The organism is Gammaproteobacteria bacterium (genome assembly GCA_013696315.1).
GTDB lineage: Bacteria > Pseudomonadota > Gammaproteobacteria > JACCYU01 > JACCYU01 > JACCYU01.
In genome coordinates, this window is sequence record JACCYU010000013.1 from 1 (window position 1) to 6,374 (window position 6,374).

At 62.6% G+C, this 6,374-nt stretch carries 3 protein-coding genes and 1 pseudogene; 3 read left to right on the forward strand and 1 reads right to left on the reverse strand.

The genetic code is table 11. The features are described from left to right. Window positions 1-180: 180 nt before the first annotated feature. The 3 genes and pseudogenes from purL to H0V34_00785 all read left to right on the forward strand — a co-directional run bounded on the left by purL (window position 181) and on the right by H0V34_00785 (window position 6,151). On the forward strand, window positions 181-4,068 hold the full coding sequence (gene purL, locus H0V34_00775) for a phosphoribosylformylglycinamidine synthase (protein ID MBA2490285.1): 3,888 nt from the start codon (window positions 181-183) through the stop codon (window positions 4,066-4,068). 76 nt (window positions 4,069-4,144) lie between these two features. Continuing rightward, entirely contained in the window at window positions 4,145-4,828 is a 684-nt protein-coding gene (locus H0V34_00780; GenBank protein MBA2490286.1) for an SGNH/GDSL hydrolase family protein, read from the forward strand. 85 nt (window positions 4,829-4,913) lie between these two features. Continuing rightward, window positions 4,914-6,151: pseudogene (locus H0V34_00785) on the forward strand (OsmC family protein). 73 nt (window positions 6,152-6,224) lie between these two features. On the opposite strand, the gene H0V34_00790 reads toward H0V34_00785, so the two are convergent. Then, a partial coding sequence (locus tag H0V34_00790; protein MBA2490287.1) for a hypothetical protein occupies window positions 6,225-6,374 on the reverse strand: 150 nt, incomplete at its 5' end.

A 6,374-nucleotide genomic window follows, 5' to 3' on the forward strand; every position in this document is an offset into this window, starting at 1 on the left:
ATCCTCGGCATGCACCTCCGGCTTTGCAACCCACGTCGAAGCCAGGTCGCCCCCAGTTGTGTCGATTCATGGACATCTTATAGGGCGCGAAGTTCGCTGTCATGCAGCTTGGCCGCGCGTGATGCGATGACACCGAGATTTCGCTATTCTTTGGCTCCCTTGCCGCAGCCTGTTCAAACAATGCTTGTTTTGCCCGGAAACAGCGCCTTTTCCGAGTTCCGCCGTTGCCGGCTGCTGGACGACTTGCTGCGCCTCGATGTCGGCATTACGGATGTTCGCGCCCGCCATCTGCATTTTGTGGCTTCGACACAGCCGCTGACCCTTTCCCAACAGGCCATCCTCGACAAGTTGCTAATCGAGACGCCTGAGGTGGACACCGAAGCGGAGGGGCAGCTGTTCCTGGTCATCCCTCGACCGGGAACGATCTCGCCGTGGGCGAGCAAGGCCACCGACATCGCGCACAGCTGCGGACTGATCGACATCACGCGCATCGAGCGTGGTGTGGCCTATCGCGTCGCTTGCGAGCATGACCTGGACGCGCCGGTTCGCGCCGGCGTGACCGCCCTGATCCACGATCGCATGACACAATCGGTGATACACGAAGTCGATGCGGCGGCTCAGCTTTTCAGCAACGCACAACCAGCGCGCCTTCGGACGATCGAACTCGGCGCCGACACGAATGCCGCGCTGGCCGCGGCCAATCGCCATATGGGGCTGGCTTTGTCCGAGGACGAGATCGGCTATCTGGCGACACATTATGCCGCCATGGCGCGTGCCCCCACGGACGTGGAACTCATGATGTTCGCGCAGGCCAATTCCGAGCACTGCCGGCACAAGATATTCAACGCTCGATGGAGCATCGACGGCAAACCGCAGGGCGCATCGTTGTTCGACATGATCCGCAACACGTACCGGTGCGCGCCGGACGGCGTGTTATCCGCCTATCACGATAACGCGGCGGTCATCGAAGGTTCGCGCGTACGACGTTTCTGGCCCGTCTCCGATACGCGGATATATACGGCATGCGAGGAAGACGCGCATATCGTCATGAAGGTGGAGACGCACAATCATCCCACCGCCATCTCGCCGTTTCCGGGCGCGGCCACCGGCGCGGGCGGCGAGATCCGTGACGGTGCGGCCACCGGCATCGGCGGCAAGCCGGTGGCGGGTCTGTGCGGCTTTTCGGTCTCGAACCTGCGTATTCCGGGGTTCGAACAGCCCTGGGAGCACAATTGCGGCAAGCCGGCGCGCATCGCCTCGGCGCTGGACATCATGCTGCAAGGTCCGCTCGGCGCGGCGGCGTTTAATAACGAGTTTGGACGGCCAGTCATCGCTGGGTATTTCCGCACGCTTGAACAGCAGGTTCCTGGCGCGGATGGCACAGAGATGCGGGGCTATCACAAACCCATCATGCTGGCCGGCGGCATTGGCCATATCCGTGGCGCGCACATCGACAAGCGCGCCGTCCCGAGTGGCGCGCCGGTGGTCGTGCTGGGCGGGCCGGCGATGCTCATCGGTCTGGGCGGCGGCGCGGCATCCAGCATGGCCAGCGGCGTCAGTGATGAAACGCTGGATTTCGCCTCCGTGCAGCGCGGCAACCCGGAGATGCAACGGCGTTGTCAGGAGGTGATCGACCGCTGCGTGGCGCAGGGCGCCGATAATCCCATTCTGTCGATTCACGATGTCGGCGCTGGCGGGCTCGCCAACGCGATCCCGGAACTGCTTGCAGACGCGGGCCGCGGCGGGCGTATCGAGCTGCGCGCGATCCCTAACATCGAACCCGGCATGTCGCCACTGGAAATCTGGTGCAACGAAGCACAGGAGCGTTATGTGCTGGCAATAGACGCGGCGCGCCTGGCGCATTTCGAGCGCTTGTGCGAACGCGAACGGTGCCCGTATGCCGTCGTCGGCCACAGCACCGATGACACGCAACTGATCGTCGAGGATCGCCATTTCGGCAATGCGCCGATCGACTTGCCGCTGGCAATGCTGCTCGGCAACCCACCAAGAATGCACCGCAATGTACGACGCGCGGCCGTTCCTCAGCGCGCTTTCGATACCCGCGGGATTTCCAACGACGAAGCCGTGGACCGCGTGTTGCGCCTGCCCGCGGTCGCCAGCAAGAGTTTTCTGATCACCATCGGCGACCGCACCGTCGGCGGGCTGGTGGCGCGCGATCAGATGGTCGGGCCGTGGCAGGTGCCAGTGGCGGACGTGGGCGTTACCTGCGCCGATCTTTACGGTCATGCGGGCCAGGCAATGGCCTTGGGCGAACGCGCGCCGGTCGCGCTGGTCGATCCTGTGGCGTCCGGACGCATGGCGGTCGGCGAGGCCATCACTAACATCGCGGCGGCCTCGATCGCGCGACTAGCCGATGTGCGTCTGTCCGCCAACTGGATGGCCGCGGCGGGACACAACGGCGACGACGCCGCGCTGTTCGACACCGTGCGCGCCGTGGGTCTGGAGCTGTGTCCGGCGCTGGGCATCGCCATCCCGGTCGGCAAGGATTCGCTGTCCATGAAAACCCAGTGGGGACAGGATGGCCAAGAGCGCGAGGTCATGGCGCCGCTGTCGCTGATCGTTTCGGCATTCGCGCCGGTCAGCGATGTGCGACGCACCTTGACGCCGCAATTGCGCACCGACTGCGGTGAAACCGAACTGCTGCTCATTGATCTGGGGCAGGGCAGGAATCGGCTAGGTGGCTCAGCACTGGCGCAGGTTTTCGGGCAGGTCGGCGATAGCGCGCCGGATGTGGACGACCCGGAAAAGCTCAAAACTTTCTTTGACGCGATCCAGACGCTGAATCGCGAGAATCTGCTGCTCGCGTATCACGATCGTTCCGATGGCGGGCTTTTCGTCACCTTATGCGAGTTGGCGTTCGCGGGTCGCGCGGGCTTCGACATCGACGTCGGGCGCCTGGGTGACGATCCTATGGCCGTGCTGTTCAGCGAGGAACTGGGCGCGGTGGTACAGCTGCGGCGCAAGGATGCAGCGCGGGTGCTTGGAGCACTGACCAAAGCAGGCTTGCGAGATTGCAGTCACGTATTGGGCGCGATCAATCAAGACGATCGAATCGTGATCCGCGCGCGGGACAAGACGCTAATCCATCGACGCAGAACCGATCTGCATAAACGCTGGGCGGAAACCAGCTATCGCATGCAGGCGTTGCGCGATTATCCGGACTGCGCGGCGCAGGAATTCGAGGCCCTGATCGACGACGCGGATCCGCTACGCGCGGTACGGGTTACTTTCGATGCCGACGAAGACATCGCCGCACCGCTGATCGCAACGGGCGTACGTCCGCGCATCGCCATCCTGCGTGAACAAGGCATCAACGGACAAATAGAAATGGCGGCGGCCTTCGACCGCGCAGGCTTCGCGGCGGTGGACGTGCGCATGACCGACCTGTTGGCCTGTCGCGCTTCGCTGGACGATTTCAAAGGCATCGTGGCCGGCGGCGGATTTTCCTATGGCGACGTGCTGGGTGCCGGCGGCGGCTGGGCCAGATCGATCCTGTTCAACGCGCGCCTGCGCGATCAGTTCCAGACATTTTTCGATCGCGACGACACCTTCGGGCTAGGTGTGTGCAACGGCTGCCAGATGTTTTCTAAACTTGGCGAACTCATTCCCGGCAGTGCGCATTGGCCGCGTTTCGTGTGCAATGAATCCGAGCAGTTCGAGGCGCGCGTGAGCCTGGTCGAGGTGTCGTCTTCGCCTTCAATATTGCTGGACGGCATGCACGGTGCGGTGCTGCCGATTGCGGTCGCGCACGGCGAGGGCCGCGCGGATTTTCACGATCGGGATCCGCACGCCGTGCTTGCATCGGGCCTGGTGACCTTGCGCTACGTCGATCACCAGTCGCAGGCTACGATACGTTATCCGCACAATCCCAACGGCTCGCCGCTCGGCATCGCCGGTCTGACGACGGCCGACGGCCGGTTCACAATCATGATGCCGCACCCGGAGCGCGTGTTCCGCACCGTGCAGCATTCGTGGCATCCGGATTGCTGGGGCGAAGACAGTCCCTGGCTGCGGCTGTTCCGCAACGCGCGGGCGTGGCTGGGTTAAACTCATATGTCCCGCGCTGAAGCGACCACGGTCGGCGCTTGTTCCAATTGTGGATGAACTGAAAAGGAATGTATCGATGAACCGGTTCTACGCACTTGCACTCGGATTGCTGATATCGCTGACGCCGGTGCCGGGCTGGACGGCGCTGGCCAACCGTGACGGCAATGCGGGCTCGCTCGATTACGCGGCGTTCGGCGCCAGCGATGCCACGGGCATCGGCGCGATCCCGTTAACCGAGGGCTACGTGTTCAAGATCGCGGATATTCTGGCCATTCGCGGGCAGCCGGTGGCGCTCTACAATCTCGGTATACCCGCCGCCACCGCGCCTGACATCGAGGACGCCGTCGAGCTGTTCCTGCTTGGTCAGCAGGATGCCGATCTGATCGCTTTGTGGACCGGCGCCAACGACATCATTCAGGGCGTCACGGCCCTGGAGTTCCGGACATCTTTGCGGTCCATCCTGTCGCAGCTACGCGCGAATACGAGTGCGGCGATTCTCGTCGCAAATCTGGTGAAGCTAAACAGGCTGCCGCGCTTCGTCGAAGACCCAAGCCCGAGAGTGACGCCCAGGCGCGTGGCTGCGTTCAACCGCATCATTCACCGCCAGGCAGCCGCGTTTCGGGCGCCAGTGGTGAATCTATTCGGCGACATCACGCCCGGCGATGCCGTGACCAGCGATCTCGACGGTTTCCATCCCAATAATCTGGGCCATCGGCGCATCGCCGCGCTCTTTCTGCGCAAGATTCTGCCGCGGCTCTAGAGTCAGAGGCAAACGTGTGCGGCCTTAGCGGCCGCGCCAGCGTAGCAACGCGCTGTCAGCGCAACGATCCGCTGCAATAATTCCTGTGTCCCGATTTCACACCCAACGCGTTTCTTTCCTCGGCTCGCTGGGCCACCGGCTGACAGGCCGTCTCGAATGCCCGGAAGACGAGCCGCTCGCATACGCCGTGTTCGCGCACTGTTTTACCTGCTCGAAAGACTACATCGCCGCCACGCGGGTCAGCCGCGCGCTGGCGAGGCGCGGTGTGGCCGCGCTGCGCTTCGATTTTACGGGCCTGGGCGATAGCGAGGGCGATTTTTCCGCGACCAGTTTTTCGACGAACATCACGGACATCGAATGCGCCGCCGCATTCCTGCACGCGTCGTATTCCGCTCCTGAGATCCTGATCGGCCACAGCCTGGGCGGCGCCGCGGTCATCGCCGCCGCAACGCGGATACCGCAGGCGCGTGTGATTGCCACCATCGCGGCGCCGAGCGACCCGTCGCATGTTATTCATCATTTTGAAAACCGCGTCGAAGACATCGAACGCGAGCACGAATCCGAGGTGGATATCGCGGGGCGTTTATTCCGGATCAGCAAGCAGTTCCTCGATGACATCGGACAGTTCGACATGAAAGCGGCGATTGCCGATCTCGGCAAGACTCTGCTGGTGTTCCATAGCCCCGAAGACGACGTGGTCGGCATTACGCACGCGGAACGGATCTTCGCGCTTGCCGCGTATCCCAAAAGTTTTCTGGTGCTAGACGGCGCCGATCATTTACTGACGCGCGCCGCGGACGCCGAATTCGTCGCTGATACGATAGCCGCCTGGGCAGCGCGATTCATTCATCCACGTGCACGCCACGAGAGTCCGGCGGAGTTCGACACGAGCGGCGCGGTAATCGTGTCCGAAACCAGTACCGGACGGTACGCGCAACGGATTCGCGTCGGACGCCATACCCTGAATGCGGACGAGCCGCGCGCGCTGGGCGGCGATGACCGAGGTCCTTCGCCTTATGATTTATTGCTGGCCAGTCTCGGCTCGTGCACCGCCATGACGATACGCATGTCGCCGAGCGCAAGCAGCTCGCGGTCAAGCACGTCGAAGTGCGCCTTCGTCATACTAAAACTCACGCGCAAGACTGCGCCAATTGCGAGGCCAGCGAAGGCCGTATCGATCAAATCGAGCGTGTGATCACGCTCGATGGTGATCTCAGTGAGGTGCAGCGCGAGAAACTACTGGAGATTGCGGACAAGTGCCCGTTGGTGCATCGCACTTTGCAGGACGAAGTGAAGGTTACGACGCGGTTTGCCAATGGATAAAGTAGTGGCGCATGCGCGCCGGCAACGCGCAGCGTTGTTCGCAAAGTGTCAGCCAGTTAGAGCAAACGTATGGTCACCGCGCTTGCTCAGGGTCCGTCCAAAAATTCACGTCGGTCAGCTCGCGCGTGTCATATCGAGTATCGAGCCCCTTCTCACGGAAGAATCTGGACAGCATGTCCGCCACTTCAAGGTTATTGAGGTCCGCGAACGGAAAGTGCGTGTT